This window comes from Aeromonas sp. ANP5 (assembly GCF_963870295.1).
Classification (GTDB): Bacteria; Pseudomonadota; Gammaproteobacteria; order Enterobacterales; family Aeromonadaceae; genus Aeromonas; species Aeromonas veronii.
Genome location: NZ_CAWMRY010000015.1, coordinates 56,747 through 81,826, shown reverse-complemented (window position 1 = coordinate 81,826; position 25,080 = coordinate 56,747). Strand labels below are relative to the sequence as shown.

Annotated in this window: 25 protein-coding genes and 1 tRNA gene; 14 read left to right on the top strand and 12 right to left on the bottom strand. The window is 60.1% G+C overall.

Annotation, left to right across the window (positions count from 1 at the left end; all coding sequences use genetic code 11):
- The first annotated feature begins 50 nt into the window (after positions 1-50).
- A complete protein-coding gene (locus tag AACT07_RS10720; protein WP_042059505.1) occupies positions 51-584 on the top strand; it encodes an ATP--cob(I)alamin adenosyltransferase in 534 nt (177 codons plus the stop codon).
- A gap of 99 nt (positions 585-683) precedes the next feature.
- Here the strand turns inward: AACT07_RS10720 and malZ are convergent, their stop codons facing one another.
- From malZ to AACT07_RS10675, 9 genes are all read right to left on the bottom strand, one after another.
- Entirely contained in the window at positions 684-2,513 is a 1,830-nt protein-coding gene (gene malZ, locus AACT07_RS10715) for a maltodextrin glucosidase (RefSeq protein WP_069527655.1), read from the bottom strand.
- A gap of 5 nt (positions 2,514-2,518) precedes the next feature.
- Entirely contained in the window at positions 2,519-3,349 is an 831-nt protein-coding gene (locus tag AACT07_RS10710; RefSeq protein WP_069527653.1) for an HDOD domain-containing protein, read from the bottom strand.
- 100 nt (positions 3,350-3,449) lie between these two features.
- Positions 3,450-3,866: an META domain-containing protein gene (locus AACT07_RS10705; protein ID WP_069527651.1), complete on the bottom strand. Its 417-nt coding sequence runs from the start codon at positions 3,864-3,866 to the stop codon at positions 3,450-3,452.
- A 165-nt stretch (positions 3,867-4,031) separates the two neighbouring features.
- Positions 4,032-5,393 (bottom strand): molecular chaperone, encoded by a 1,362-nt coding sequence (gene yegD, locus AACT07_RS10700; protein ID WP_064339148.1) that lies wholly within the window; start codon positions 5,391-5,393, stop codon positions 4,032-4,034.
- Positions 5,394-5,485: 92 nt separating this feature from the next.
- Positions 5,486-6,475, bottom strand: a complete 990-nt coding sequence (locus tag AACT07_RS10695) for a 2-hydroxyacid dehydrogenase (RefSeq protein ID WP_005340720.1) — start codon at positions 6,473-6,475, stop codon at positions 5,486-5,488.
- A gap of 74 nt (positions 6,476-6,549) precedes the next feature.
- Positions 6,550-7,044 (bottom strand): CreA family protein, encoded by a 495-nt coding sequence (locus AACT07_RS10690; protein ID WP_005355485.1) that lies wholly within the window; start codon positions 7,042-7,044, stop codon positions 6,550-6,552.
- 26 nt (positions 7,045-7,070) lie between these two features.
- Complete coding sequence (locus AACT07_RS10685; protein WP_069527649.1) at positions 7,071-7,517, bottom strand: Mpo1 family 2-hydroxy fatty acid dioxygenase; 447 nt, start codon at positions 7,515-7,517, stop codon at positions 7,071-7,073.
- A gap of 62 nt (positions 7,518-7,579) precedes the next feature.
- Positions 7,580-8,437: a hypothetical protein gene (locus AACT07_RS10680; RefSeq protein ID WP_069527648.1), complete on the bottom strand. Its 858-nt coding sequence runs from the start codon at positions 8,435-8,437 to the stop codon at positions 7,580-7,582.
- 147 nt (positions 8,438-8,584) lie between these two features.
- Positions 8,585-8,971 carry a TraR/DksA family transcriptional regulator gene (locus AACT07_RS10675; RefSeq protein ID WP_005356952.1) on the bottom strand — a complete coding sequence of 129 codons (387 nt, stop codon included), beginning with the start codon at positions 8,969-8,971 and terminating at the stop codon, positions 8,585-8,587.
- A gap of 480 nt (positions 8,972-9,451) precedes the next feature.
- On the opposite strand from AACT07_RS10675, the gene AACT07_RS10670 reads away from it, so the two are divergent.
- The 9 genes from AACT07_RS10670 to AACT07_RS10630 all read left to right on the top strand — a co-directional run bounded on the left by AACT07_RS10670 (position 9,452) and on the right by AACT07_RS10630 (position 18,633).
- Positions 9,452-10,783 (top strand): glutamine synthetase family protein, encoded by a 1,332-nt coding sequence (locus AACT07_RS10670; RefSeq protein WP_013723370.1) that lies wholly within the window; start codon positions 9,452-9,454, stop codon positions 10,781-10,783.
- A gap of 173 nt (positions 10,784-10,956) precedes the next feature.
- The gene (locus AACT07_RS10665) at positions 10,957-12,318 is read left to right on the top strand and encodes an aspartate aminotransferase family protein (RefSeq protein ID WP_069527646.1); all 1,362 of its coding nucleotides are present in this window, start codon (positions 10,957-10,959) and stop codon (positions 12,316-12,318) included.
- 53 nt (positions 12,319-12,371) lie between these two features.
- Positions 12,372-13,469, top strand: a complete 1,098-nt coding sequence (locus tag AACT07_RS10660; protein ID WP_005340709.1) for an extracellular solute-binding protein — start codon at positions 12,372-12,374, stop codon at positions 13,467-13,469.
- Between the two features lie 119 nt (positions 13,470-13,588).
- Positions 13,589-14,674 (top strand): polyamine ABC transporter substrate-binding protein, encoded by a 1,086-nt coding sequence (locus tag AACT07_RS10655; protein ID WP_005355476.1) that lies wholly within the window; start codon positions 13,589-13,591, stop codon positions 14,672-14,674.
- A gap of 78 nt (positions 14,675-14,752) precedes the next feature.
- A complete protein-coding gene (potA, locus tag AACT07_RS10650; RefSeq protein ID WP_005340704.1) occupies positions 14,753-15,907 on the top strand; it encodes a polyamine ABC transporter ATP-binding protein in 1,155 nt (384 codons plus the stop codon).
- Complete coding sequence (locus AACT07_RS10645; RefSeq protein WP_005340703.1) at positions 15,904-16,809, top strand: ABC transporter permease subunit; 906 nt, start codon at positions 15,904-15,906, stop codon at positions 16,807-16,809. The genes potA and AACT07_RS10645 overlap by 4 nt, the downstream gene beginning before the upstream one ends.
- On the top strand, positions 16,806-17,651 hold the full coding sequence (locus tag AACT07_RS10640) for an ABC transporter permease subunit (RefSeq protein WP_005355472.1): 846 nt from the start codon (positions 16,806-16,808) through the stop codon (positions 17,649-17,651). Before AACT07_RS10645 ends, AACT07_RS10640 begins: the two co-directional genes overlap by 4 nt.
- Before the next feature lie 45 nt (positions 17,652-17,696).
- The gene (locus tag AACT07_RS10635; RefSeq protein ID WP_069527645.1) at positions 17,697-18,401 is read left to right on the top strand and encodes an MOSC domain-containing protein; all 705 of its coding nucleotides are present in this window, start codon (positions 17,697-17,699) and stop codon (positions 18,399-18,401) included.
- 155 nt (positions 18,402-18,556) lie between these two features.
- Positions 18,557-18,633 (top strand) — tRNA-Pro (locus AACT07_RS10630).
- 259 nt (positions 18,634-18,892) lie between these two features.
- Here the strand turns inward: AACT07_RS10630 and AACT07_RS10625 are convergent.
- Both AACT07_RS10625 and AACT07_RS10620 read right to left on the bottom strand, forming a co-directional pair.
- Positions 18,893-19,420, bottom strand: coding sequence for an AbiTii domain-containing protein (locus tag AACT07_RS10625; RefSeq protein WP_005356927.1), 528 nt, complete (start codon positions 19,418-19,420; stop codon positions 18,893-18,895).
- A gap of 124 nt (positions 19,421-19,544) precedes the next feature.
- A complete protein-coding gene (locus tag AACT07_RS10620) occupies positions 19,545-20,009 on the bottom strand; it encodes a thioesterase family protein (RefSeq protein ID WP_069527643.1) in 465 nt (154 codons plus the stop codon).
- 133 nt (positions 20,010-20,142) lie between these two features.
- Between AACT07_RS10620 and recQ the strand changes: the two genes are divergently transcribed.
- Positions 20,143-21,978 (top strand): ATP-dependent DNA helicase RecQ, encoded by a 1,836-nt coding sequence (gene recQ / locus AACT07_RS10615; protein WP_069527641.1) that lies wholly within the window; start codon positions 20,143-20,145, stop codon positions 21,976-21,978.
- A gap of 66 nt (positions 21,979-22,044) precedes the next feature.
- Here recQ and AACT07_RS10610 read toward each other — a convergent pair whose 3' ends face one another.
- Positions 22,045-22,347 (bottom strand): c-type cytochrome, encoded by a 303-nt coding sequence (locus AACT07_RS10610; RefSeq protein WP_005340687.1) that lies wholly within the window; start codon positions 22,345-22,347, stop codon positions 22,045-22,047.
- A 105-nt stretch (positions 22,348-22,452) separates the two neighbouring features.
- On the opposite strand from AACT07_RS10610, the gene AACT07_RS10605 reads away from it, so the two are divergent.
- From AACT07_RS10605 to AACT07_RS10595, 3 genes are all read left to right on the top strand, one after another.
- Positions 22,453-23,880: a protein adenylyltransferase SelO gene (locus AACT07_RS10605; RefSeq protein ID WP_069527639.1), complete on the top strand. Its 1,428-nt coding sequence runs from the start codon at positions 22,453-22,455 to the stop codon at positions 23,878-23,880.
- Positions 23,881-23,890: 10 nt separating this feature from the next.
- A complete protein-coding gene (locus AACT07_RS10600) occupies positions 23,891-24,178 on the top strand; it encodes a DUF3630 family protein (protein ID WP_069527637.1) in 288 nt (95 codons plus the stop codon).
- A gap of 159 nt (positions 24,179-24,337) precedes the next feature.
- Positions 24,338-25,012 carry a 7-cyano-7-deazaguanine/7-aminomethyl-7-deazaguanine transporter gene (locus tag AACT07_RS10595; RefSeq protein ID WP_005340680.1) on the top strand — a complete coding sequence of 225 codons (675 nt, stop codon included), beginning with the start codon at positions 24,338-24,340 and terminating at the stop codon, positions 25,010-25,012.
- Positions 25,013-25,080: the final 68 nt, after the last annotated feature.

Here is a 25,080-nt window from a genome sequence, read left to right as displayed (position 1 = left end):
AGCCCTTCCCGGGGCTGGCAAACTGGCCTTTTCTCCAATCCGGTTGCCCCATGAACCCCAAGAAGCCAAGAGACAAGCGCGAGCTCTGCTACCCCTTTATCTTCGAAACCTCGCTCAAATGTGATTTTGAAATCGCCACCGACGAGCTCTGCTGTCAGGTCGGGGCCGTGCTGTCACACCTTGCGCCGGATGCCGATACCGAGCCCATGCTGGTGGATCTCGCGGCGTTGCAGCGACTTATCTACAACCTAAACGGCTCGGTACGCGGCAAGCTGGGGATCTTCGATGCAGACCTTGAGTGGCTCAAGGCCCGTTACGACCACTACAACGAGGCGAGTCGCGGCAGCGTTACCGGTTTTGTGCTGCCACAGGGGCCGCAGCCCATTCCCACCCTCCACCTGTGCCGCTGCGGCAGCAAGAAGGTGGTGCGGCTGTTGGTCCGGCTGGAAGAGAGCGGGGTGGCCTTCGATCCCATTCTCTATCGCTTCGCCAATTTGCTGGCCAACTTCTTCTTCGTGCTCACCGTCTACCTCAAGCAGCGCTGGCAGGTGCCGGAAGTGCCCTACGTCAGCATCAACTACTGATGGCGGCAGGCAAAGAGCCAAACGTCATGGTGGATTGAACGGAATAAAAAACCGGAACCTTGGGCTCCGGTTTTGTTTTTCAGCATGTCAGTTGCCCACTCAGCTGGAGATCAGCACCCGGGCCGAGTTGGCAGGGATGGTGAGCTGCACCTCGCCCTGCACCACTTCAAACTTCTCACCGTTGAAGGCATCGGTGAAACGGCTGGCGGGGCTGGCGGTCTGCCACAGGGGCAGGCTGATGGTGCGCGGCTCGCTCGGGTGGCGGTTGCAGGCCACCACCACCTGATCGCTCTGCAGGGTACGGGCGAACACATAGCTGTGGGGCCCGGCGTAGAGTGTCTGGATATCGCCACGGCGCAGGGAGGGGCGCTGGCGGCGGATCTGGATCAGCCGACGATAGTGGTCGTGCAGCACGTGATCCCAGTCTGTGGTATCCCACGGGAAGCAGCGGCGGCAGTCCGGATCGTTGCCGCCGGAGAGCCCCACTTCATCGCCGTAGTAGATGGAGGGTACACCGATATAGGTGAGCAGCAGGGTGGCGGCCAGCTGCATTCGCTGCTTGTCTTCACCCAGCAGATGGAGGAAGCGGGCGGTATCGTGGCTGTCCAGCAGGTTGAACTGTGCCAGCTGGTTCTTGAACGGGATGTGGGCCCGCGCCAGCTTGAGCCAGCGATCCAGCTCTTCGGCGCTGATCTTGATGGGGTGGTAGGCGATATCCTGCCCCGCAAGGAAGGCGCGGACCGGGTGGGCGAAGCCATAGTAGTTCATGGCGCCATCCTCCTGATCCCCTTGCAGCCACTGGCTCGCCTCGAAGAAGTGTTCGCCGAGCACATAGGCTTCCGGGTTCTCCTGCTTCACTGCCCCGCGAATGGCGCGTACATGGCTGCGGTTGCCTTCGGCGGTGCCGCGCTCACCCAGCATGTGGATGACGTCAAAGCGCCAGCCATCGATCTGGTAGGGGGCGCGCATCCAGTAACGGAGGATGGCGTCGTCGGCCCGATAGACGGCGTCTTGCACCTTCTCGCAGGAGAAGTCGAGCTTGGGCAGGCTGCGAATGCCCTTCCAGCTGACATAATCCCCTTCTTTGTCAAAGGTGTAGAAGCTGCGCCACGGGGAGTCCGGGTTGCTCTGGGCTCCCAGTGGCGGGCAGAACCAGGGGTGCTCGGTAGAGGTGTGGTTGACCACTGCATCGAGGATGATCTTCATGCCGCGCTGGTGCAGGTTGCGGGTCAGCTCGGCGAACTGCTCGTTGCTGCCGAGGTGGGCATCCACCTTGAAGTAGTCCTGAGTGTCGTACTTGTGGTTGCTCGGCGAATCGAAGATGGGGTTGAGGTAGAGCGCCGTCACCCCGAGAGATTGCAGGTAGTGGAGCTTGGCATCGATCCCCGCCAGATCGCCACCGTAAAATTCGCAGGCGCCGTGGCCCTCTTCGTGGCGACTGACCGGCTCGCCCCACGCCTTGCTGATCACCGCTTTGCCGCGATATTCGTACTCGTGATGCTTGACGCTCAGCGACGGATCGCCGTTGCAGAAACGGTCGGGGAAGATCTGGTAGAACACCTGATCCTGCACCCAGGCCGGTGGCTGGTGCAGGCTGTTGAAGCGAAAATGCTGTTCCCGTGGCGGCATGGACGCGCTGACGCCCGCACCGTGCAGCCACCACTGCTCCTCGTCGGTGAGGCACTTGAAGCTGTAGAGGTGGATATCCTGTCCCTTGATGAGCGGCAGAGTCGCCTGCCACACCTGCAGCCGATCGCGGGTGGAGACTGCCGTCATCGGGATCAGGTACTCCTCGTTATCCGGCTCGTGGCGCAGCCACACCTCGCGGATCGGTGCATCCAGCTCGCTAAAGAGGGTCAATTGCAGTGCGTCGGCGCTCTCTTTGAACCAGGGCGCCACCTGGGGATGAAACAGAAACGGATGGGTCATGATGCTTATTGAGTCAGAAGATCGGCGAGGGCATTACCCTGTTCATGCAGTGTTTCGAGCTGGCCTGCCAGCGACTTGGGATCCAGTCCCAGCTGATCGGCGAGCGGTTTTGGGAAGCGGGCGATGATGGCCTGGGCAGGCACGCCCGCGTTCCAGGCGAAGGAGATAAACACGGCGAGGCGGATCAGCACCGCCTCCTTGCTGACCGGATCGTGGGAGAGCGGGTCAAGCTGCTGGGAGATGGCATCAACGAAGGCCTCGGAGAGGTTCCAGCGCCGCGCCAGCTCGGCACCAAGCTGGGCATAGTCGTAGCCCAGCATCTCCCGCTGGGCCTCGACCCGGCTGCTGCCGTTCTGGATCGCCATGTTGATGAGCTCGGCCTCCTCCGGCAAGGTGCTCTGGATAAGCAGTTCGCCGATGTTGTGGATCAGGGCGCAGGTAAAGGCGGTCTCGGGATCCAGTGCCTTGGTCTCCTGTGCCAGGGTTTTGGCGATGGTGGCGACCTGGAAGGTCTCGGTCCAGAACTTGTTCTTGTCGAAGCTGGGCGGGGCCTTGAAAGTGCCGATGATGCCGGAGGCGACCACCACGGAGCGCAGCCGGTTGAAGCCGAGCCGGATCACCGCCTGTTCGATGGAGGTAACTTCGTTGCCCCGGCGCAGGGCGGCCGAGTTGGCCATCCGCAGCACCTTGACGCTGATCACCTGATCCATGGCGATCTTGGCCGCAATCTCGTCGATGCGGGCATTCTCGTCGTTGAAGCTCTGCATCAACTCGTGCAGCAGCTTGGGAATAGTGGGGAGTTGTTTGATCTTGTCAAACAGGCGATCCATCGACATGGCTGAGGCAGCCTCCGTTGCGAACTCTGCCTCATATTGTGCCACAGCCGGACAACATGTTCCTGTTTGTGATGCGGCTTTGTGATGGGGATTGCGGGCGCTAGAGCACCCAGTCGCGCAAGGTGTATTCCAAACGGTGCTGTTTGCCCTGCAGGATCAGGTTCTGACTGGTACCGCTCAAGGTCGCCCCCTCGGTTAGAGTGGTCAGCACGGCCTGTTCTATGGTGTCCAGCGGCGGCATGCAGGCCATTTCTGTGCTGCCCAGACTGGTGACCCACAGCTTGTCATCTTCCAGATGGCCCTGACCGAAGTAGCGGTTACAACCGGCGATACCGTTGACGGTGAAGTGCTCGCTGATCTCGAAATCGGGGGGATTGTCGCGGGGGGCCTCGATCGGTTGGCCATCCAGTTTGCTCAGAACCCAGTGGTGGTGTTGCAGATCTTGCTGAACAAAGGCGGTCGAGCTGCAGCCAGCGAGCAGTAACAGGGGGATCAGCAAAAAGGGCAATCTGGGCATGAGGGGGCTCCGGTTGGGGGAGCGTCAAGAATACCCTTTTTAGGCAGTCGGGAGCAGGGCGGGAGAGGGGACGACCGACCGCTTCTGTCGTCCCTTGTCCCGCACGACTGTCGCTTAATGGCAACACACGGGTGATGTTGCCATCAATTTACGCTATCTCAGGGATCAGTTGGCGAACAGCCGCTCGGCATAACGGGCGAGACCGGCAGCCACCGAGCCGAAGTCATCGCCCCCTTCAAGCGGGATGGACGGGAGCTTCTGGCGGATAAAGCTGGCGATCAGCGGTGAGCGGGCGCTACCGCCGGTGACGAAGATGCGATCCGGCTGCACACCGGCGGCGGCAATCGCTTCGTCCATCAGCTCGCCAATCTTCTCCAGCAGCAGGGCCGAGGCGTTGGCCAGCTGTTCGCGGGTCAGTTCCGCTTCAAGCCCTTTTTCCAGCTCGGCCAGCGACTGGCGATTGAGTTCCTGCTCCGAGAGGGCGATCTTGCCCTGCTCGGCACGCCATACCAGCTGGTGGCTCAGCTTGTGTGCCCGCAGGCTGGCCAGACGCCCCAGCTTGCTGCCGGGTTGGCTGTCGAGCTGCAGATCCTGCAGCTGGCGGGCGGTGTCGAGACTGTAGAAGCGGCTCTGGGCGCTGACGTCGTTGATGGCGGCCGCATCCCAGAACAGCGGATGGGGCAGCGGCTTGCCGGTCTTGAGGGTCTCGTGCATGCCGAGCAGCGGCATCATCCCCTCCACCGTCAGGCGGATATCGAAGTCGTTGCCGCCGATCCGCTGGCCGCTGTGGCCAAGCAGATCGCCGCTGCGATCCAGCTGATCGCGGTAGCTCGGGCCCATCCGCAGCATGGAGCAGTCGGTGGTACCGCCGCCGATATCCACCACCAGCACCACGGCGTCTTCGGTTAGGCGCGCCTCGAATTCAAACCCGGCGGCCACCGGTTCATAGAGGAACTCCACCTGCTCGAAACCGGCCAGACGGGCCGCCTCGGTCAGGATGGCGATAGCTTGCTGGTTGCTCTCCTCCCCCGCCAGGCCCTGGAAGTTGACCGGACGGCCGATCACCGCCTGGCGGATCGGGGCGCCGAGCTGCTGCTCCGCCTGCTGACGGACGTGGAGCATCATGGCGCAGACGATATCTTCAAACAGGGCGATCTGGGGAGCCTTGAGGCCATAGGCGCCGAGGAAGGATTTCGGCGATTTGATGTAGTAGCCGTCGTCCGGCTCTTCCAGATAGCGTTCCAGCGCGGCACCGCCAAAGCTCAGCTCGTCGATCAGTCCCTCTTCGCGCATCTGGCGGCGAACCATCTGGGCGCGGGTGACCACGGGGCCACGCAGCTTGAGGTACTCTGCCTGCTGGGCGGGGGCCAGCCCTTCGGCCAGCAGACCGGCGATAGCATCCCGGTGGGGGGCATGCAGGGTGGAGGGGAGATAGCGGGATGCGCCAAGATTCAGCAGCCTGGGGCTACCTTGTTCCATCACGGCCACGGCACAGTTGGAGGTGCCGTAATCAAATCCGATAAACATGGGCGCCAGACTCCTGAATAAAAAAGGGGGGCTAGCCTACCCGAAGGCGCCGGGTCTCACAACCCGGCGCGTGACGAAGAGAGGGCGAGCCCTTATTCCACTTCGTTGTCGCAACGGCCCTGGCTCTCGATGGCGCGGATATTGCCGAGGGTGGTATCGGCGATGGCGTGCAGTGCCTCGCGGGTCAGGAATGCCTGATGGCCGGTGAACAGCACGTTGTGGCAGGCGGACAGACGGCGGAACACGTCATCGGTGATCACCTCGTTGGACTTGTCGGAGAAGAAGAGATCCTCTTCCTCTTCGTAGACATCCAGCCCCAGCGCACCGATGCGGGAGGTCTTGAGCGCCTCGATGGCGGCGTTGGAGTCGAGCAGGCCGCCACGGCTGGTGTTGATGATCATCACCCCGTCCTTCATCTTGGCGAATGCCTCCTTGTTCAACAGGTGGTAGTTCTCTTTGAACAGCGGGCAGTGCAGGCTGATGATGTCAGATTGGCGGAACAGGGTATCGAGATCCACGTACTCGGCTCCCAGCTCGATGGCTGCCGGATTCTGGTAAGGATCGTTGACCAGCAGGCGAACCCCGAAGCCCTTGAGGATGCGCAGAGCGGCCAGACCGATCTTGCCGGTGCCGATGACGCCAACGGTCTTGCCATGCATGTTGAAGCCGACCAGCCCCTCCAGCGAGAAGTTGGCGTCGCGGGTGCGCTGATAAGCCTTATGGATGCGGCGGTTGAGGCACATCATCATGCCGACGGCGTGTTCTGCGGTGGCCTCGGGGGAGTAGGCAGGCACCCGCACCACTTTCAGCCCCAGCTCTTTGGCAGCGGCCAGATCCACGTTGTTGTAACCGGCGCAGCGCAGGGCGATCACCTGGGTGCCGTTGGCAGCCAGTTCGGTCAATACCTCGCGGTCGGCATCGTCATTGACGAACAGACACACCACCGGGAAGCCGTGAGCCAGTCGGGCCGTTTTGGCCTCCAGCCGCACATCGAAAAACTCCAGGTCGAAGCCGTACTGGCTGTTGGCCTGGTTGAAATGCTCTTTGTCATAGCTCTTGGTACTGAATACGGCGACTTTCATGGTATGTGCTCCGCAGCGTGTGTGTCGTCAAATTACAACAAAATGGGTCAGCTATCACCTGACAAACCGGCTGGTTATTGTCCCCACGGCATAATGGGAACGGCGCTGACTGCACTCTTGTACGAACCATCCACCAGTTTGGTGCTGTAGGTCAGGTAAACCAGTGCATTGCGTTTCTTGTCGTAAAAACGCACCACTTTCTGCTCCTTGAACACCAGCGAGGTGCTGACATCGAACACCTCTTCCCCCGCCTTCAGTTTTTCGGGCAGGGTGATGGGGCCGATCTGGTGGCACGACAGGGAGGCGTGGGAGGGATCTTCCGCCAGTCCCAGCCCACCTTTGACGCCACCGGTCTTGGGGCGCGCCAGATAGCAGGCGACGCCGTCGATGCGCGGGTCGTCGAACGCCTCCACCAGGATCTTGTGGTTGGGGCCGAAGAGCTTGAAGGCGGTGCTCACTTCACCGACCGGGTCGGCCTTGTCGGCCAGTGCCGGGCCGGCAAACAGGGCCCCCAGCAGTAGGGGCAGGGCGCGACGAAGGGCGTTATGTCGTGTGTGGTTATGTGTCATGGTCTCTCCTGTTGGCCCGGCACTCCTCAATAGGGAATGCCCAGGCGACGATAGAGGCTGGCAAGCACCCAGGCGGGGCCTATCAGCAGAAATTGCAGGTTGGCGAGGAAGGAGGGGCGCTTGCCCTCGATCTTGTGGCCGACAAACTGGGCTATCCAGAGCAGCACGAACGCTGCCACGGCGGGCCACAACAGCGGCCCCTGCCATTGGTGGCAGAAGGCCAGCCCGAGCGCGGTCAGCCCGGCCATCCCCGCGAACAGCGAAAACGACAGCTGCAGGTAGAACAGCAGCACCGGAATAGCTGCCATTGCCGCCCAGTTGAGGGGCTCTGGCAAGGGCCCGCGTGGCAGACACCAGAGCAGTGCCAGCGAGCAGAGATAGATGCCCGGTACCGCCAGCTTGTGGATGGCGACGTTGACCGGATGGCGATGACTCTGGCCGTACTCCTCAAACCACTCCTGGATTCCCTTCATGACACCTCCCTGGCGCACTGTGTTCTCGCTGCCTGACCTTCGTGGTCAGGCGCTCGCGATGTTTATCCCTGCGGTGGATACTCCCAATATTGGGCCGGAATGGATTTTAGCAACGGGGTCATGTCCGGATTGGGCAGGGCGATGGTGACCCGCTGATCGAGGTTGGCGCTGGCGAGCGCTTCGCGGATCTTGGGGTTGTCATTGAAGAACTTCATAAAGCTGCCATCGGCATAGGCCCGCTCCAGCCCGGCCTGAATCGCCTTGGCCAGCTTGGGGTATTCGGGGCTGACGAAGAAGAACTGGGCGAAGGGGTAGCGGATCAGCAGATGCTGCTCGATGGCGAGGTTGGGATACTGCGCCACCAGTTCGCTGCGCTCGGCGAAGATTTCCACCAGGGCGCGCGGGAAGAAGTCGATCTTGTCGCCGTCGTTGATAAGGCGAAACAGGCTGCTGTATCGGCCGGAGAAGGTCGGGATGCCTGCATTTTCCAGAATTTTGTTATCGGCCCAACCGACCCCTTGCGCCGCCTTCAGCTGTTTGAGGTCGGCCAGGGTATTGATCTGGTTGAACTTCTCTTGGGCATCCGCGTGGATGAAGGACAGCCGCAATCCTTCCAGCCCGCGAAACAGCGGAATGGGGACGGCAATCAGGGAAGATTCGAGTGCGCTGGAGGTGCCCATCCAGAAGACGTTGATGGTCTTGCCCTTGCTCAGCTGCTGCTGGAGGGTGAACTGGTTGAGGTCGAGTTCGACAGGCTGGATGCGAAAGGGTTGCCCGGAGCGGGTCAGGGCCAGTTCCAGCAGCTTGTACTGGTACTCCTGGTCAAGATTGTTGACGGGGCGGCTGGGGACCTTGACCGTCAGAACCTGTGCTTGTGCCAGCAGTGGCAGGCACAAGCACAGCTTGATGAGCCATTTCACTCTCTGTTCTCCTGTAGATTCCGGAAGGTGTCCGGAGTCTAACAGAACTTGTCACCATCTTGCTGCGAGGCGTTGTGCAAGGTTTGAGCGCGGTGCCCTGCCTTGCTGGCGTCTGTTGCACCAGAATGGTGACGGTTCTTCGAAGAATCAGGCGACGCGACGGAACACGTGGGTATCGTTAAATTCCTTGGTGCTCTGGCATTCGACGCAGAAACGGGATTCCGGACGGGCATGCAGCCGCTTGAGGGAGATCTCGTCACCGCAAGATTCGCAGTAACCAAAATCCCCTTCGCTGATGCGCTTCAATGCGCCCCGCAGCTTGCGCAGGTGCAGCTTGTCGTGCTCGATGCGGTTCAGCTCCAGACGGCGGGCTTCCTCGATACTGGCACGGTCAATTTCATCAGCCATCTCGTTGGTGTCGGTGGCGATGGCCTGGCTGGCCTGGGAGTTCAGGCGCTCTTCGAGCTCGACGATCTGTCGCTCGATCTGCCCCTTGTAAAAGGCCAGTTGGTCTTCAGTCATGAAATCACACATACGATTAACTACCAGTCAGTTTACTAACCCAATTATCCCTGTTTATGGGGGCTGTCTGCCTACAGACCAAGCCCTTGTATCCCGATTTGCACCTGTTTCATGCAAGAGAGTGCAAATCAGGGCGGGCCTTGTACCAAAAAAATGCAGCCAAGCAAAGCAAATAGGATAAGGATTGTGCGCCCTTGCAAAAAAATGGTCCGTTCCTGCGGGGGATTGGTCGGGATCTGGCGCCTGCTTCACCCTCTGTTGGCATCGCCTTTGCAACGATGAGAAGGGGTGGCTTCGTACGAATTTGAGTGTTTAGTATTTGGTGCCGCCTTGGTCATTATATGCGCCGTTATTTATAGTTTTTTAAACACGCCCGCTTGACATTGCCCTTGATGGCGGGCTTTTATGGTGATGTTGATTACAATTTTATAACAAGGGTGTTCCATATATTAGACACCCTTGCCAATGGCAACCGTAAAGTCGGGGTTTAACATGGACAGTATCAAAGGCTGGATGGAGAGCAATCGCATCACGGAAGTGGAGTGCCTGTTCCCGGATTTCACCGGCAACGCCCGGGGCAAGATCATCCCAGCCAACAAGTTTTTGCGTGAAGGGGGCATGCGTCTGCCCGAGGTGATTTTCACCCAGACGGTGACCGGCGAATATCCAGATGACGACAGCATGATCGACCCGCTGGAGCGGGACATGCAGCTCTATCCCGACCCCAACACCATCCGTTTTGTCCCCTGGGCGCTGGAGCCCACTGCACAGGTGATCCACGACTGTTTCGACGTCAACGGCAAGCTGATCGACATCGCGCCGCGCTCCGTGCTGCGTCGGGTTCTGTCATTTTACGAGAAGCAGGGCTGGAAGCCGGTGGTGGCGCCCGAGCTGGAATTCTATCTGGTCACCCGCAACGAAGACCCCGACTATCCGCTGGTGCCGCCGGTGGGTCGCAACGGCCGCCCGGAGACCGCCCGCCAGTCGTTCAGTATCGATGCGGTCAACGAGTTCGACCCCATCTTTGAAGACATGTATGACTACTGTGAGGCGCAGGAACTGGAAGTGGACACCCTGATCCACGAGTCGGGCGCCGCCCAGATGGAGATCAACTTCCTGCATGGTGATGCCATCGATCTGGCGGATCAGGTGTTCCTGTTCAAGCGCACCATGCGTGAAGCCGCTCACCGCCACGGCATCTATGCCACCTTTATGGCCAAGCCGATGAGTGACGAACCGGGGTCGGCCATGCACATCCACCAGAGTCTGGAAGATGTGAACGGCCACAACCTGTTCGGTACCCCGAACGGCGGCAACAGCGAACAGTTCATGCACTTTATCGCCGGTCTGCAGAAATACACCCCGGCGGTGACCGCCCTGCTGGCCCCCAACGTCAACTCCTACCGCCGCCTCACCTTTGGCGAGAGCGCGCCGCGCAACGTCCAGTGGGGTGTCGAGAACCGCACCTGCGGCCTGCGGGTGCCCTTCTCCGACCCCAGTGCCCGCCGGGTGGAGAACCGTTTCGCCGGTGCCGATGCCAACCCCTATCTGGCGCTGGCCGCCACTCTGGCCTGTGGCTATCTCGGCATGATGGAGAAGCTGGAGCCGCTGCCGGAGATGAAGTCGAGCGCCTATGACCTGCCCTACAGCCTGCCCCGCTCTCTGGAGGAGGCACTCAGCCATCTCGAACAGTGCGAGCCCATCAAGGAGATGCTGGGCGAGCGCTTCACCCGCGCCTTTGTTGCGGTCAAACGCAAAGAGTACGAGACCTACTTCGGGGTGATCAGTCGCTGGGAGCGGGAGTTCCTGCTGCTGAACGTCTGATCCCCCTGTAACGGGGAGGTCGGAGTCGGCCTCCCCGGTCCCTGTATCGAAGAGACCGGAACGCGAGTCAGGTGGCGGCTGCCACCTGTGAGTGGTTGTGGCCGAAAGAGCGCTGCCACCTGGATTGATTAACGATTGAATCTTGCCAAATCGAAGGAACCGAGGAGCAACAAATGCAGCAGACAACCCGTGAGTGGCAACAGCTGGATGCCAGCCACCACCTGCACCCCTTTACCGACTTTCAGGCCCTGAACAAGAAGGGCTCGCGCATTATTACCAAAGCCAGCGGCGTCTATCTGGAGGATTCCGAGGGCAAACGCATTCTCGACGGCATGGCGGGCCTGTGGTGCGTCAATATGGGCTATGGCCGCCAGGAGCTGGTGGATGCCGCTACCCGCCAGATGCAGCAGTTGCCTTACTACAACCTCTTCTTCCAGACCGCTCACCCGCCGGTGATCGAGCTGGCGACCCTGCTGGCCGAGGTGACGCCAGCCCATCTCAACCACGTCTTCTTCACCGGCTCCGGCTCCGAGTGCAACGATACCGTGCTGCGGATGGTGCGCCACTACTGGGCCAGCAAGGGTCAGCCTGACAAACAGGTGATCATCAGTCGCCATAACGCCTATCACGGCTCCACCGTGGCGGGGGCGAGTCTGGGTGGCATGAAGGGGATGCATGCCCAGGGTGGTCTGCCCATTCCCGGCATAGTGCACATCGATCAGCCCTACCACTTCGGTGAGGGGCAGGGGATGAGTGCCCACGAGTTCGGGCTGGAGCGGGCCCGCCAGCTGGAGCAGAAGATTCTGGAGCTGGGGGTGGACAACGTGGCGGCCTTTATCGGCGAGCCGATCCAGGGGGCGGGCGGCGTCATCATTCCGCCTGACAGCTACTGGCCGGAGATCCAGCGCATCTGCGATCACTACGGCATCCTTCTGATCGCTGACGAGGTGATCTGCGGCTTTGGCCGCACCGGCCACTGGTTTGCCAGCGAAGGGTTTGGCATCAAGCCGGACCTGATGTGTCTGGCCAAGGGGATCACCTCCGGTTATCTGCCGCTCGGCGCAGTGATGGTCAGTGACCGGGTTGCCAAGGGGTTGGTGGAGGAGGGGGGCGAGTTCAACCACGGCTTCACCTACTCGGGTCATCCGGTCTCTTGCGCCGTGGCGATGGCCAATATCCAGCTTATGCAGAAAGAGGGCATAGTTAAGCGAGTGCATGATACTATCGGCCCCTATTTGCAGCGCCGCTGGGCGGAGCTGGCCGATCATCCGCTGGTGGGAGAAACCCGTGGCAAAGGATTGGTCGCCGCGCTGGAAATCGTTGAGGACAAGCAGACCAACCGGCGTTTCCCGGCTCAGGCAAATGCGGGGATGACTTGCCGGGAGTTCTGCTTTAACAATGGCTTGGTGATGAGGGCGGTAGGCGATACCATGATCATATCGCCCCCCTTGGTCATCACCGAGGAACAGGTTGATGAATTGGTCGATCTGGCCAGGCGCAGTCTGGATCTGACAGCCGCAAAGCTGAAAGGTTGAGGTGGGTCGGGCAGGTTGGCATGCGCATACAATTTGCTTAGGAGACAAGGATGATGTCTTTCAAAACAGGAGTGATCGCTGCCTCTGTGGCTCTGGTCATGGCAAGTGCCGGAGCAATGGCTGAAGAGAAGGTGCTGCACGTCTACAACTGGAGCGACTACATAGCGCCGGATACTCTGGATAACTTCCAGAAGGAGACGGGGATCAAGGTGGTCTATGACGTGTTCGACAGTAACGAGGTACTGGAAGCCAAGTTGCTGGCGGGTAGCTCGGGCTACGACATCGTGGTGCCATCCAACCCCTTCCTGGCCAAGCAGATCAAGGCGGGCGTGTTCCAGAAACTGGATAAGTCCAAGCTCTCCAACTGGCAAAACATGGATGTCGACCTGCTCAAGGCGCTCGAGCCGAGCGATCCGGGCAACCAGTACTCCATCCCCTATCTGTGGGGCACCATCGGCTATGCCTACAACGCCGAGAAGGTGAAAGCCGTGCTGGGGGCTGATGCCCCGGTCAACTCCTGGGATCTGGTGTTCAAGCCGGAGAACATGGCCAAGTTGAAAGAGTGTGGCGTCTCCTTCCTCGATTCACCGACCGAAATGCTGCCGGCTGCCCTGCAATATCTGGGCTTCAAACCGGATAGCCAGAAACCGGCCGAGCTGAAGAAGGCTGAGGAGCTGTTCCTCTCCATCCGCCCCTATACCGCCTATTTCCACTCCTCCAAGTACATCTCGGATCTGGCCAACGGCAACCTCTGCGTCGCGGTCGGTTACTCCGGTGACTTGCAGCAGTCCAAGGCGCGGGCAGCCGAGGCCAAGAATGGCGTCGCGCTCACCTACACCATTCCGAAAGAGGGGGCAGGCAGCTTCTTTGACATGATCGCCATTCCGGCGGATGCCAAGAACGTCGAGGCAGCCCACACCTTCATCAACTACCTGATGAAGCCCGAGGTGATCGCCAATATCACCAACGTGGTGCAGTTCCCGAACGGCAACAAGGCGGCGACCCCGCTGGTGGATGAGGCGATCCGTACCGATCCGGGTATCTACCCTGATGCGGCGACCCTGCAGAAGATCTACACCTTCCCGGATCTGCCGGCCAAGGTGCAGCGTCTGATGACCCGCAGCTGGACCAAGATCAAGTCCGGCAAGTAAGTAACGAATGCCCCTCCCGGTCCGCAGTTCGGCCGGGAGGGTAGTGATGCCATCCATCCGGATGGGCCGCGCGAATGGATGCGCAGACGGTCAACCACTGAAACAGGAGAACTGACACCGTGAATACAACCAGATTGCTAACCATAGCGCTGACCATGGGATTGGCGAATGTGGCCCAGGCTGCCCCTGTGCTGCACTTCTACAACTGGTCTGACTATATCGGCGAGACCACCCTCAGCGATTTCCAGCAGGCGACCGGGATCAAGACCGTCTATGACGTGTTTGACTCCAACGAGACCCTGGAAGGCAAGTTGCTGACGGGGCGGACCGGTTACGATTTGGTGGTGCCCTCCAATAATTTCCTGGCCAAGCAGATCAAGGCGGGAGCCTTCCAGAAACTGGATAAATCCCTGCTGCCCAATCTGGCCAACCTGGATCCCGTGCTGCTCAAGCAGCTCGACAAGGTGGATCCGGGTCATCAGTACGCGGTGCCCTATCTGTGGGGGACCAACGGCATTGGCTACAACGTCGACAAAATCAAGGCGGTGCTGGGGGTCGACAAGATTGACTCCTGGGCCACCATCTTCGAACCGGAAAACATGGCGAAACTCTCTCGCTGCGGCGTCGCCTTCCTCGACTCTGCCGACGAGATGATCCCTGCTGCCCTCAACTACCTCGGACTCGATCCCAACAGTCATGCGACGGGGGATATCAAGCAGGCCGAGGCGCTGCTGCTCAAGGTGCGGCCCTATGTGGCCTACTTCCACTCCTCCAAATACATCGGCGATCTCGCCAATGGCGACATCTGCGTGGCGGCCGGTTTTTCCGGCGATATCCTGCAAGCCGCTGCCCGCGCCGATGAAGCTGGCAAGGGGGTGAAAATTGCCTATAGCATTCCGAAAGAGGGGGGCAATCTCTGGTTCGACATGATGGCGATCCCGTCCGATGCCACCAATGTCAAAGAGGCGCACGCTCTCATCAACTACGTCCTGCAGCCCGAAGTGATCGCCAAGGTCAGCGACTATGTGGGCTACGCGAATCCCAACTCAAGGGCGGGCGAGTTTATGGATGAGGCGGTGCGCAACAATGAGGAGGTATATCCCCCTCAGGCCGTGCTGGAGCGACTCTATGTGCAGGAAGCACATCCCCGCTCGGTACAGCGTCTAATCACCCGGAGTTGGACCAAGATCAAGTCCGGTACCTAACCTTGGTGCCCGTTCGGGGGCGCCAAATCGCTTTTATGGATCGGCCGCAAGGCCGGTATCACGTTGGGGAGTTTGGTAATGGCGATAGCCTCCAGTGCCTACAAGAAAGCCCTCGAGGGCAGTCAGCAGCGCAAAGAAGTGCTGGTGAAAATTGATCGGGTAAGCAAGCAGTTCGACGAAACGCTGGCGGTCGATAACGTATCTCTCAATATTCACAAGGGGGAGATTTTCGCTCTGCTCGGCGGGTCCGGTTCCGGCAAATCGACCCTGCTGCGGATGCTGGCCGGTTTCGAACGCCCGACCGAGGGGCGGCTGTTCCTCGACGGGGTCGACATCACCGACATGCCCCCCTATGAACGCCCCATCAACATGATGTTCCAGTCCTACGCCCTGTTCCCCCATATGACGGTGGCCCAGAACATCGCCTTTGGCCTCAAGCAGGATGGCCTGCCCAAGGCCGAGATCGATGCCCGGGTGGAGGAGATGCTCAAGCTGGTACAGATGACCCAGTACGCCCGCCGCAAGCCGCATCAGCTCTCCGGTGGCCAGCGCCAGCGGGTGGCGTTGGCTCGTTCCCTGGCCAAGCGTCCCAAGTTGCTGCTGCTGGATGAACCCATGGGGGCGCTCGACAAGAAGTTGCGTTCCAAGATGCAGCTGGAGCTGGTGGAGATCATCGAGCGGGTCGGGGTGACCTGCGTCATGGTGACCCACGATCAGGAAGAGGCGATGACCATGGCGGAGCGGATCGCCATCATGCACCTCGGCTGCATCGAGCAGATCGGTAGCCCGATGGATATCTACGAGACTCCGGCCAGTCGGCTGGTGTGCGAGTTCATCGGCAACGTCAACCTGTTCGATGGTCTGCTGGTGGAGGATGAGCAGGACCACGCCACCATCGCCTGCGCCGACTTGGAACAGCCCATCTATGTGGGCCACGGCATCAGCTCCCGCGCCGAAAACAAGAAGGTGACCTATGCCCTGCGGCCGGAAAAACTGCTGATGAGTCTGCAAAAGCCGGAGGAGATCGAGCACCCGGACTTCAACTGGACCAAGGGGGAGGTCTATGACATCGCCTATCTGGGCGGTCACTCGGTTTATCACATCCAGCTGCCCTCGGGCAAAATCGTTCAGGCTTTCATCGCCAATGCCGAACGCCACGGCAAGCGGCCAACCTGGGATGACCAGGTGTTCCTCTACTGGGAAGATGACAGCGGCGTGGTGCTGCAATCATGAAGTTCTTGCAACGACTGAAGCGGGTCGGGGGGCGCCGACTGGTGATTGGCATCCCCTTCTTCTGGCTGTTCCTCTTCTTCTTGCTGCCCTTCGTCATCGTGGTGAAGATCAGTTTTGCGGAAGCGGATGTGGCGATCCCGCCCTACACCGACGTGGTGAGCTGGGCCGACAATCAGCTCACCATCCTGCTCAACATGGGCAACTACCTGCTGCTGCAGGAGGATGAGCTCTATATCGCGGCCTATCTGGGCTCCCTCAAGATGGCCTTCGTCAGCACTTTGCTCTGCCTGCTGATTGGCTATCCGATGGCCTACTCCATCGCTCGGGCCAACAAGGAGACCCAGACAGTTCTGCTGCTGCTGATCATGATGCCGACCTGGACCGCCATTCTGATCCGGGTCTATGCGTGGATGGGGATCCTCAGTAACAACGGCCTGCTCAACAGCGTCTTGCTGGGGATCGGGGTGATCGACGAGCCGCTGCAGATCCTCAACACCAACCTGGCGGTCTATATCGGCATCGTTTACTCCTATCTGCCCTTCATGGTGCTGCCGCTCTACGCCAATCTGGTCAAACACGATCAGAGCCTGCTGGAGGCGGCCTCCGACCTGGGGGCCCGCAACCTGACCCGCTTCTGGCAGATCACGGTGCCGCTCTCCAAGAACGGCATCATCGCCGGCTGCATGCTGGTGTTCATTCCGGTGGTGGGAGAGTTCGTTATTCCGGAAATGCTGGGCGGCCCGGAGACCCTGATGATCGGCAAGGTGCTGTGGCAGGAGTTCTTCAACAACCGCGACTGGCCGGTTGCCTCTGCACTGGCGGTGGTGATGCTGGCGGTGCTGATCATTCCGATCATCCTCTTCAACCGTAACCAGGCCAAAGAGCTGGAGGGCAAGGCATGATGAAGCGTTTCGGTTTTGCCAAACTGATGCTCTGGCTGGGGCTGCTGTTTATCTACCTGCCCATGATCATCATGGTGATCTACTCCTTCAACGCCTCCAAGCTGGTGACGGTGTGGGGTGGCTGGTCGCTCAAGTGGTACTTCGGCCTGCTCGACAACAAGCAGCTGATCGGGTCTGTGTTCCGCTCGCTGGAGATCGCCTTCTACACCGCGATCGCCGCGGTGGCGCTGGGGACGGTGGCAGCCTTCGTGCTGACTCGAATTCCCCACTTCCGTGGTCGCACCCTGTTCGGTGGCATGGTGACGGCGCCGCTGGTGATGCCCGAGGTGATCACCGGTCTGTCGCTGCTGCTGCTGTTCGTTGCCATGGCCCAGCTGGTGGGCTGGCCCGCCGAGCGGGGCATGCTGACCATCTGGATCGCCCACACTACCTTCTGTACCGCCTATGTGGCGATCGTGGTGTCGGCGCGGTTGCGGGAGCTGGATCTCTCCATCGAGGAGGCGGCGATGGATCTTGGCGCCAAGCCGTGGAAGGTGTTCTTCCTGATCACTATCCCGATGATCGCCCCCTCGCTGGCGGCAGGCGGCATGATGTCGTTCGCCCTGTCGCTGGATGATCTGGTGCTGGCGAGCTTCGTCTCCGGCCCGGGCTCGACCACCTTGCCGATGGAGGTCTTCTCGGCGGTGCGGCTCGGGGTGAAACCCGAGATCAACGCGGTGGCCAGCCTGATCCTGCTGTCGGTATCGCTCTTTACCTTCGGCAGCTGGTATCTGATGGCCAGGGCGGAGAAGCGCCGTCGTGCCGAGATCGCCATGACCACCCAGATGCAGGCCGTGGTCTGACGGCATGATAAGATCCGCCTACTCTCGTCAACCAGGAGGATGAGTATGCGGATCTCCCTTTTTAGCGGTCGTGGCACCGAGCTGGTGCCCGGCCTCACCAGTGCCATTCACAAGCAACCGATCTCTGCACCAGTTCGCTGTACCTTTGCCGGTCTGGAAGGGGATGAGCAGTGTGACCTGCGCCACCACGGTGGCCCGGATCGGGCGCTCCACTACTATCCGGCCGATCACTATCTCTGGTGGCAGACCTGGCAAACCGCACTGGGCTTGCCTGCGCCACGTATCCCTTGGCAACCTGCCGCCTTTGGCGAGAACCTCTCCGGTATCGGGCTGGCCGAGGTGCAAGCCTGCATTGGTGATGTCTATCGACTCGGCGAGGCGCTGATCCAGATAAGTCAGCCAAGATCCCCCTGCTTCAAGCTCAACCAGCGCTTTGGCTATGGCCAGATGTCCCAGGTGATGCAGCTAAATGGCCGTTGTGGCTGGCTGCTGCGGGTGCTGGAGGAGGGGATGATCGCGCCTGACAGGGCCATGGAGCTGGTAGACAGACCCTATCCCGAACTGACGGTGAAGCGCACGGCGGATATCCTGTTCAATCAGGTGCGCAATGAAGCGGATCTGCTGATGTTGCTGGAGAATCCTGCTCTCTCCCCCAACTGGCGCCAGCATGCAGCCGACTGGCTGGAGCATGGCACTGTGGCTGACTGGCAGCGCCGTCTGCTGGGGCCAGCCTCCCTGCGCCTGGCCTGACGGCCGGTTACCGGAATGTCACCAGCTGGCTGTAGCCCGGTAAACGGATGAAAAGAGTGCTGAATAGTTGAGCGAACGACACTTTTTTTCCTGCCAAATGCAAAAAAGGCTTGTGTCGGGTCTGGGCTTTCGGTAAATTCCAGTCCCGCAGACATCGGTGTGTAGCGCAGCTTGGTAGCGCACTTCGTTCGGGACGAAGGGGTCGGAGGTTCGAATCCTCTCACACCGACCAAATTTGAAAAGGCCGCTCAATAGAGCGGCCTTTTTGCATTTTCCTTCCAGTTACTCGGTTTTTCATTAGCTGCTGACCTGTTACCTGGCCAAGTGATCTGACTTGCAGTATGCAGGGTCGAAGCAAGACCACAGACATTAAAAGGGCCACCGCTCGGTGGCCCATCGGTGGAGTCTGATCCTGACTCCGGCACTCTAGATTGTGGCAATCTCGCTATGGGTCTTGTCTATGGTGCCCTCCTTGCGCGCCAGGCGCTTACTCAGATATGCCAGTGCTGATGCCGCAAAGCCTTGAAACTGTGTTGAGGCAGCAAGGCCGCGTGCTTGGGGTACTCACTAATGAAATGTTCTATTCCCTCCATCAGTTGTGCACGTAATGAAATCACGGGCTCATGCCAGGCTTGCAGGCATAAATGGCCGGGGATCAACTGCTCCTGATAATCTTCCAGCAGCTGTTCTGGCCAGGGTTCAATACCGGAATTGCGTTGCAGCAAATAGTGGGCGGCGGGTTCACGGGCATAAATGAACTGAATTTGGGCCAGATCGCGTTGGCATAGCGTTTGACTGTTGATATGACAGGTCAAATATTTTCCCGTTTTCAGATCCAGAAAGTGACCGCGTTGCCGACAGGGAACGATGCGATACCAAGGCAGGGGTGAGGAGAGAGAATACCCCTCAAGCTCCTGTTCCAACCAGTGGCGACACTCGGGTGTCTGCACCTCGTCGAGCATGGACTCGAGCTGTGTCAACAAGGCTCTGGATGGTTTGATGGCCAGTTTCGCACTCATCGCCTGCAATCCTCCCTCTGCACACAATCCCGACTATCAGTATGGACCTTGTTCGGCCAGAGGGGGTAAGGAATCTAATGATTAAAAGTGGATTAGCCGCGTGGTTTTTATGCACTAACTTGGTTCAACCCACCAGATAGGTACCGGTGCCGAAGGCGATGTGGGTGCCCTCTTCGTTGTGCAGCTCCATCCGGGTGACAGCGACCTTGCTGCCAGCCCGGATGATGTGGGCGGTGGCGATAAACTCGTTGCCGCGCCCCGGGCGCAGGTAATCCACCCGCAGGTCTATGGTGCCGAGGCGGGCGAAGCGCTCCTTGAGATAGCTGGGGGAGAACTCCTCCAGCTCGTCAATGCAGGAGGCGGCGACGATCATGCCGCCCGCCACATCCAGCAGCGTGGCGGTGACGCCGCCGTGCAGGATGTTGTGGAAAGGGTTGCCGATCAGCTTGTCGTCCATCTTGATGCGCAGTTCCACCTTGTCGAAGTCGTAGTGGGTCACCTGCATGCCGATCAGCTTGTTGAAGGGCATCTTCTCGGCAAACAGGTTGGCAATGCCACTGAGCGCCATCTTCTTGAGCATCTGTTTCATTCTCTGATCCCAATCCTTGTCATCAAAGCCGAGTAAAAACTCCAGCCAGTCTGCAACAGTTTCTTAACAGTCGCAATGGCAGGTTTATTGTGGGCGGCGGCTGCTTTAGAATGGCGACCCCAAAGGAGAGCCCATGACCGCGATTGCCGAAACCCTGCCAGATACTCAGCCAGAGAGTCCGCTTGCCCTGCTGCAGGCGGTCTTCGGCTATCAGCAGTTTCGGCCGGGTCAGCTCGAGATCATCGAGCAGATCGTGGCGGGGCGCGATGCGCTGGTGCTCAAGCCCACTGGCGGCGGCAAGTCGCTCTGCTACCAGATCCCGGCACTGCTGCGGCCCGGGCTCGGGGTGGTGGTCTCTCCCCTTATTTCGCTGATGAAGGATCAGGTCGACAGCCTGCGCGCCAACGGCGTAGCGGCGGTCTACATCAACTCGGCCCTCAGTCGGGAGGAGATGATTCAGAACTTCGCCGCCATGCGCCGCGGCGAGATCAAGCTGGTCTATGTCTCCCCCGAGCGCTTGCTGCAGCACGAGTTTATGGATCGGCTGGCCGAACTGCCGCTCGGGCTGTTCGCCATCGACGAGGCGCACTGCGTCTCCCAGTGGGGCCACGATTTCCGGCCTGAGTATGCGGCGCTGGGGCGGCTCAAACAGTGGTTCCCGCAGGTGCCTGTGGTGGCGCTGACTGCCACCGCCGATGAGGCGACCCGTAGTGATATGCTGCACCGCCTCGAGCTGAACGATCCCTTTATCCACACCGCCAGCTTCGATCGCCCCAATATCCGTTACAGCCTGGTGGAGAAGTTCAAGGCGGCCGAGCAGTTGCTGCGTTACGTGCAGAGCCAGAAGGGCAACTGCGGCATCGTCTACTGCTCCAGCCGCAACCGGGTGGAGGAGGTGGCCGAGCGGCTATCCCGCCACGGCTGCAAGGCGGCGCCCTATCATGCGGGGCTGCCGCTCGAGCTGCGCCAGCAGACCCAGGATGCCTTCCTCAAGGATGACATCGAGATCGTGGTGGCGACGGTGGCGTTCGGTATGGGCATCGACAAGCCCAATGTGCGCTTCGTGGTGCACTACGACATCCCGAAGAACATCGAATCCTACTATCAGGAGACCGGTCGCGCCGGGCGCGATGGCACTCCCGCCGAGGCGCTGCTGCTCTACGATCCCGCCGATATCGGCCGGGTGCGCCGCCTGCTCGACAACATCGAGAACCCGCAGCAGTTGCAGGTGGAGCAGTACAAGCTCAACGTGATGGCGGCGTTTGCCGAGGCGCAGACCTGTCGCCGCCAGGTGCTGCTCAACTACTTTGGCGAGTACAACGACAAGCCGTGCGGCAACTGCGATATCTGTCTCGATCCGCCCAAGAGCTATGACGGCACCGAAGATGCCCAGAAGGCGCTCTCCTGCGTCTGGCGGGTGGGGCAGAATTTCGGGGTGGGTTATGTGGTGGAGGTGCTGCGCGGTTCCCTCAACCAGCGCATCAAGGATCATGGTCACGATAAGCTGTCGACCTACGGCATCGGCAAGGATCAGAGCCACGAATACTGGATGAGCGTGATCCGCCAGCTGATCCACAAGGGGCTGCTGACCCAGAACATCACCCGCAATCTGGTGCTGCAGCTGACCGAAGCGGCCCGCCCCGTGCTGCGTGGCGAGGTGAAGCTGGAACTGGCGGTACCCCGCCTGCAGCCCATCTCCAGCCGCAAGGAGAAGCGCAACGGCCTGCTCGACAATGCCAACTATGACAAGCGGTTGTTCAAGGAGTTGCGCGGCCTGCGCAAGCAGATTGCCGAGGACGAAGAGGTGCCGCCCTACGTGGTGTTCAACGATGCGACCCTGGTGGAGATGGCTCAGCTGATGCCGATGACCGAAGACGAGATGCTGGCCATCAACGGCGTTGGTCACCGCAAGCTGGAGCGCTTCGGCGAAGCCTTTATGGATCTGATCATCGACTACTGCCGGCGGTAGGGTCGATTAGGCAGCCTAATCGACCACGGTAAGCGCGGCTCGGAAGAACTTGAGTCAGACGCGAGGTTATTTCAGGCTGGCGTAGAAGGCGGCCAGATTGTCGATATCCGCATCGGTCAGCGGCGCCATGAAGGGGTCCATCAAGGGCTCTTTGCGGGTGCCATCTTTGAAGGCTTTCAACTGTTTCACCAGATAGGCGGCATTCTGACCCGCCAGATGGGGATAGTTGGGGATCATCGCCTTGCCTTCCACCCCGTGACAGGCGGCACAGACCGCTGCCTTGGCTTTGCCGGCTTCTATATCGGCAGCCTTGGCCTGATGGCCCCACGCCAGTGCCAGCAAGGGCAGGGCATATACCCATTTTTGCATCTTCTTCTCCTTGAATTGAAAAATGATGGTTGCCAGTTAGCGCAAGCATGGCTGACAGCAGTATAAAGAGTGACACGAGCATACGCAGGGACGAATGGCACAACCATGAAGCTGATCAACACTTTTGCGACCGAGTTGCCCTGGGCCTGTGAACCCGTGGTCCCCCAGCCGCTGCAGCAACCCCGGTTGCTTCATCTCAACCGGACTTTGCTGGATGAGCTGGGATTGGGAGGCGTCAGCGAGGCTGACTGGATCGCCTGTTGTGGTGAGGGAAAAGTGCTGCCCGGTATGCAGCCGGTAGCGCAGGTCTATGCCGGCCATCAGTTCGGGGGTTATAGCCCGCGGCTTGGGGATGGTCGCGCGTTGTTGCTGGGTGAGCAGCTGGCGCCGGATGGTCAGCGCTGGGATCTGCACCTGAAGGGGGCAGGAAAGACGCCGTTTTCCCGCTTTGGCGACGGCCGCGCCGTGCTGCGCTCCAGCATCCGCGAATATCTCGCCTCCGAGGCGCTCCATGCTCTCGGCATCCCGACCACGCGGGCGCTGGTATTGGCGGGGAGTCAGGAGCCCGTTTATCGCGAGCAGGTTGAGACAGGGGCGACTGTGCTGCGCACCGCCCCCAGCCATCTGCGCTTCGGTCATATCGAGTATTTTGCCTGGAGCGGGCAGGGAGAGAAGATCCCGCCACTCATCGACTATCTGCTGCGCCACCACTTCCCCGAGCTGGAGAGTGGCGCCGAACTGTTTGCCGAAGTGGTGCGCCGCACCGCGCGGCTGATTGCCAAATGGCAGGCGGCGGGCTTCTGTCACGGGGTAATGAATACCGACAACATGTCGCTGCTCGGCTTTACGCTGGATTACGGGCCATACGGCTTTATCGATGCCTACGTGCCGGACTTTGTCTGCAACCACTCGGACCCTGCGGGCCGCTACGCGCTGGATCAGCAGCCCGCGGTCGGTTACTGGAATCTGCAAAAGCTGGCGCAGGCGTTGGCTGGCCATGTAGACAGTGATGAGCTGGCTGCTGCGTTGGCCCAGTACGAGCAGCAGCTGATGCTGCACTACTCCGAGCTGATGCGGGCCAAACTCGGGCTGGCAGTGTGGGAGGAGGATGACCCGGCGCTGTTTCGCGAGTTGTTCCGGTTGCTGGCGGCCCACAAGGTGGATTACCACCTGTTCCTGCGCCGTCTCGGTGAGGTAACGCAAGAGGGGGCGTGGCCCGCGTCTCTGCTGGCCCTGCTGTCTGAACCAGGTGTTTGGCTGGCGTGGCTGGAACGCTATCGGACACGGCTAATGCGCGAAGGAAGCAAGGATGCCGTGCGCAAGGCGCAGATGGATGCCATCAATCCCAAGTATGTGCTGCGTAATGCGCTGGCCCAGCAGGTGATCGACGCCGCCGACGCAGGGGATATGCGGCCTTTCGAGCGGCTGTTCGCCGCCTTGCAGCGCCCCTATGATGAACAACCCGAATATGAGGATCTCGCCACCCCGACTCCGGCATGGTATTGCGGTGGTGAGCTCTCCTGCAGTAGCTGAGAGATTGGGCATGAGTTGGCAAATCAAACAGGTAGATAGCGAAGCTGGCGTGGTGACGCTGGATTGTCCGGCACTCGACTGGGACACTTTTCCGCTGTTGGCGCAGGCCTTGCTGCGAGAGTGGGAGCTGCAGCCGCTCGATCAGGATGCGGGGGCCGACCGCCATAGCTGGTTGCTGGAGTTTGAAGGGAGCCAGTTTCGGCTGGAGTACGAACACTACAGCGGCTGCTGGCTGGAGGCGGTGCGCCCGGCGGATCGGGAGGCGCTGCTCTGGCTCGCCAGACAGCACAAGGCGTGAATATCGACCACAAGGCCAGCTCTACCACTGGCCAACCTGGATGAGCGTAATCGCATAAAGATTGAACTATCGGTTTTGGGGCGTATAATCTCGCCCCTCGATTATCGCCAATGGTGGCGATATGGGTTCCCTAACCCCATTAACCAAAAAGGTCACAAGATGAATCTGACCCCTGCGCAGTACCAAACGGCGCTCGTTCGCCTGTCGTTGTTCCACATCCTGATCATTGCCAGCAGCAACTATCTGGTGCAGCTGCCGATCACCGTGTTTGGCTTCCACACCACCTGGGGTGCGTTCAGCTTCCCGTTTATCTTCCTCGCCACTGACCTGACGGTGCGGATCTTCGGTGCCGGTCTGGCGCGCAAGATTATCCAGACCGTGATGCTGCCAGCACTGGCGGTCTCCTATGCGCTCTCCGTACTCTTCTTTGAAGGGAGTTTCCAGGGTGTTGGTCATCTGGCCGAGTTCAACCTGTTCGTAGCGCGTATCGCGCTGGCCAGCTTTATGGCCTATCTGGTAGGGCAGTTCATGGATGTGGTGGTGTTCAACCGGCTGCGTCTGCTCAAGCAGTGGTGGATTGCACCTGCGGCCTCCACCCTGTTCGGTAATCTGGTCGATACCATCGCTTTCTTCAGTGTGGCCTTCTGGCGCACGACAGATCCTTTCATGGCAGAGCACTGGGTCGAGATCGCAACCGTCGATTACGTATTCAAGTTGCTGATAAGTCTTGGTTTGTTCGTGCCGCTCTACGGTGTCTTGCTGCGCTACCTCAGCCGCAAGCTGGTGGGCGAGGCCGGATTATCCAGCCTGCAAACGGCCACCCGGCAAGCCTGACCAGATTGACCACCCTTCGCGGTGGTCAATTTTTTTGCACTTTCTGCAAATAGCGCTTGCCTAGTTAA